Raw genomic sequence first — 250 nt, forward strand, 5'->3', positions numbered from 1 at the left:
CACTCAGTCAGGGCGCTATGGAAATCACCGTGTTCGGAGATAGTTTCCTGGACTTCATAGATAGCTTCACCGGCAATGTCATGTTGCCGCTCAGCGCGCTCATCTCGGTAGTCTTTGTCATGTGGACATGGGGCAAAGAAGATATTCTAACACATACGGACATTAAAGACACAGCCTGGGCAGAACTCTTCATATTTGTAGCTAAGTTTATTGCCCCAGTCGCTATACTGGTCGTTTGGGTCCTTGGAAT

General features: G+C 47.6%; 1 protein-coding gene. It reads left to right on the forward strand.

The window, feature by feature from the left end:
- Positions 1-17: 17 nt before the first annotated feature.
- On the forward strand, positions 18-250 hold a 233-nt coding region (locus O4H32_RS14955; RefSeq protein ID WP_269360410.1), incomplete at its 3' end, for a hypothetical protein.

Source organism: Castellaniella denitrificans, assembly GCF_027214045.1.
GTDB lineage: Bacteria > Pseudomonadota > Gammaproteobacteria > Burkholderiales > Burkholderiaceae_B > Castellaniella > Castellaniella denitrificans_A.